This window comes from Runella sp. (assembly GCF_027484545.1).
Classification (GTDB): domain Bacteria; phylum Bacteroidota; class Bacteroidia; order Cytophagales; family Spirosomataceae; genus Runella.
This window is the reverse complement of record NZ_JAIXST010000125.1, coordinates 1-3,155: the sequence shown is the minus strand read 5'-3', so window position 1 is coordinate 3,155 and position 3,155 is coordinate 1. Positions and strand designations below refer to the sequence as shown.

At 42.7% G+C, this 3,155-nt stretch carries 5 protein-coding genes; all 5 read right to left on the bottom strand.

From position 1 onward, the window contains the following. Nucleotides 1-188: hypothetical protein (locus Q0081_RS10660; RefSeq protein WP_298347969.1), on the bottom strand; the 188-nt coding region annotated here is incomplete at its 3' end. 9 nt (nucleotides 189-197) lie between these two features. Further along, on the bottom strand, nucleotides 198-665 hold the full coding sequence (locus Q0081_RS10655) for a serine/threonine-protein kinase (protein WP_298352579.1): 468 nt from the start codon (nucleotides 663-665) through the stop codon (nucleotides 198-200). 12 nt (nucleotides 666-677) lie between these two features. Continuing rightward, the gene (locus tag Q0081_RS10650) at nucleotides 678-2,462 is read right to left on the bottom strand and encodes a serine/threonine-protein kinase (protein WP_298352576.1); all 1,785 of its coding nucleotides are present in this window, start codon (nucleotides 2,460-2,462) and stop codon (nucleotides 678-680) included. 7 nt (nucleotides 2,463-2,469) lie between these two features. Continuing rightward, nucleotides 2,470-2,862, bottom strand: a complete 393-nt coding sequence (locus Q0081_RS10645) for a hypothetical protein (protein ID WP_298352574.1) — start codon at nucleotides 2,860-2,862, stop codon at nucleotides 2,470-2,472. Nucleotides 2,863-2,931: 69 nt separating this feature from the next. After that, nucleotides 2,932-3,155 (bottom strand): hypothetical protein (locus Q0081_RS10640; protein ID WP_298352573.1); only part of this gene is annotated, 224 nt, incomplete at its 5' end.

Sequence of the window (3,155 nt, the reverse complement as noted above, 5' to 3'; positions counted from 1 at the left end):
CTGCGAAGGTCATAGAAAAAAGTGTCTTTTGTTAAAACCCAACGAGGCTTACACCCGTTACAATAGACTTGATTGTTTTTGCGACTTAAAATACACACGTTGCCATGACCTATTTTGTTATGATACTTGCACAATTCATTATTGAAGTATTGTAACTCTTTAAATTTGTCAAAATCTATAACATTCATGACGCAAAGTTAAATATCATAAATTATAAACCCAGTACCTAAAATCCGGTACAGAATATTTTCAGGTTTAATGTCACGATGGATAATCTCTTTTTCGTGAATGACTTCGAAGATTTGGGATATCTGTAAACCCAATTCAACAACGGTTGACACATTTAATGAGCCATGGCTGCTTTTCAACAGGCCTCTCAAATCTCCTCCCTCTACCCATTCCATGACTATGTAAGGCAATTCACCATCAAAATGATAATCTTTGATTTTGACGATATTGGGATGGTCAAGCGAGGTCATCAAATCGGCTTCTCTTTTGAAACGGCGCAGTGTACCCTCATCAATATTAAAAGGCAAATGCTTGATAGCCACTAAGTCACCGGTAAGCCGGTGCCGCGCTTTTATTACACGCGCGTTGCTTTCCCCAATCGTACCCAAGATTTCGTAATCGGGAAAATACTTTTCGTTGAAGTTTTCAGTAGGCATAATCGTATTTTTTTATTGTCTTCTAATTACAGTAGCAGTTGAGTCCGCTTGAGGGGGAATAGCAAATTCGGCCGTGCTATACCCTAAGTTTTTTAAAGCCGTGATGGCATTGGTGTTTCCCTGTTCTGCCGCTAATCGGTACAACGTTAGTGCTTGGCTCATATCTTTTCTGATCCCATAACCGTTAGCATACATTGAACCTAAATTATATTGCCCCCAGTCATTTTCCTGATCGGCGGATTTGCGATACCATAGCAAAGCCTGGGTGTAATTTTGCTCTACACCTGACCCGCTTTCGTACAAAACGCCTAAGTTATTTTGTGCCAATGCATTCCCTTGTTCTGCGGCCTTGAGGTACCAAGCTTCGGCCTCTTTTTTGTCTTCCGTTATCCCAAGACCTTTGTCATATAGATAACCCGTCCAGCTTTGTCCTGTGGCATTTCCTTGCTCGGCTGCATTATAGAACGCGCCGAATGCTCCCTCGTATGCCTGTTTGTTATAATCACTAATGCCAATCTCTACCAGTTTGCGAGGATCAATTAACGTCACTTCGGAAGAAGTGTGTTCTCCGGAATCGATTGATGAATCTGCCACATAGTCCGCATCATTTGTGGTTTGTGAAGTATCCGTTGGATAGAATGTCTGTTGAGGAGAAGATTCGTAGAATTTTAAGTAAACAACCGCTGCAATCAAAGCGATTATAACAAACCCAATGGCCCAGCCTAATCCATTACTGCCTGATTTTTTTTGAGGTTCAACTTCCTGTTTTCTTTTCTCTTTTTCAATTCGCTTTTCCTCCTGCTTCGGTGGAATTTTGTCAATCGGCTTTTCTTCCTTCTCCGTTACCCGATTCTTTTTCTGTGCATTATCAATCGGTTTGACGGGATCAATGGGCGGAGGCATCTTCGTCTTATTATTGGGTAAAGGCGGAATTTCTTCTGCCCCATTTTCACCTTCGTCCCATTCCCAATCCGCTTTTTTAAGTCCCCTCTTTAGCGTTGTGGAGTTCGTTAAACGTTCATTGGGCTTCTTTTGCAGTAAACTGTTAACGATTTTTTGCAGACTCGCCGGAAAAAAACCGTTAATGGCAATGGGCGGTGGCGCTTCTTCTTCCACCCTTCTACTCAAGGCTCCAATTCCTTTTGAGCCCAGAGGGAAAGGTACGTTGCCTGTTAAACATTCGTACAATACTATGCCCAAGGAATAGAAATCGGTGGCTTCGGTGGCATTTTCCAAGTCATTGAACTGCTCGGGCGAAGCGTACTCCGGGGTCATAGGTGCCTGACCGGTGATGGTCATTGATTCTACATTACGGAGTTTAGCGATTCCAAAATCGGTCAGTAAAAAGTGTAATTCTCCGCTTTGCAATTCACGGTACATGATATTGTCGGGCTTGATATCGCGATGAACGACCTCTTTATCGTGAATCGCTTTCAGGGCATCGGCCATTTGTAATCCCAATCGAATGACCGTGGGAACGTCCAGAAAATCGCTTTTTTTCAGTAAACTGCGCACATCGCCCCCTTCAACGAGCTCCATGACGATATAAGGCAATTCAGCATCAAAATGTACCTCCCTTACTTTGACCACATTGGGATGCTGAATGGTAGTCATAATGGTCGATTCCTGCTGAAAACGGCGCAGGGTTTCCGCATCGGTATTGAAGGAAAAATGCTTGATAGCCACTAAATCTCCCGTTGGCAGGTGACGGGCTTTCAGAACGCGGGCGTTGGCTCGTCCGAGTTCCCCCAAAATCTCATAACCGGGAAAATATTGGTTGAAGCTGATCGTCGGCATGGAATAGTTAGTTTGGTAAAGATGTGGTAGGGAAAATAATTTCCCGCGTTTTCAGCGTGTCTTTGGGTATCCATTCTGCTCTTATCTTAACTCCTTCTCCCTTGAATTGCACATTTTTGAGCGACAATTTTACATTTTCTTCGGTTTGAATGGCCGTCTTAAAACCACTGAAAATCACATTTTCGATTTTAATAAAACTCCCTTTCAATACCTGAAAAGCAACAACTTGCGTAGTGCTGTCCGCAGGCAAAATGAGCAAAGGAGAGCCAATTCGGACAATAGTAAGTGTATCTTTGAGTAAGACGACATCAGCAAGTCGCAGTGTATCTCCTGTCATTTCCAGAGTAAGCTCCAGTCGGCGACTTTTACTTTTTAATGCCTGCATCACTAACGTATCCATATTTACTTTTTGATTGACGGCCGGAATACTTTTAGCTTTTTCTGTAGCGGGAGGTTGAGTTTCGGGAGATTACGGTCTCCATTTACCCAATAGAAAACCAATCACTCCAACAAATAAAAGCAGAAGGGTTCCCCCCAACCATTTCATCCGATTATTTTCACTCAACGGACTTTCTTTTCTTAGATTCAAGGAGTAAATGCAACTTTTAAAGAGGGCAAGAGAAGTAATATTTTTGAGAAAGAAGGGGTATCCCCCTTCTCCCCAAGGATAAATTACGTATAATTGCCTTCCGT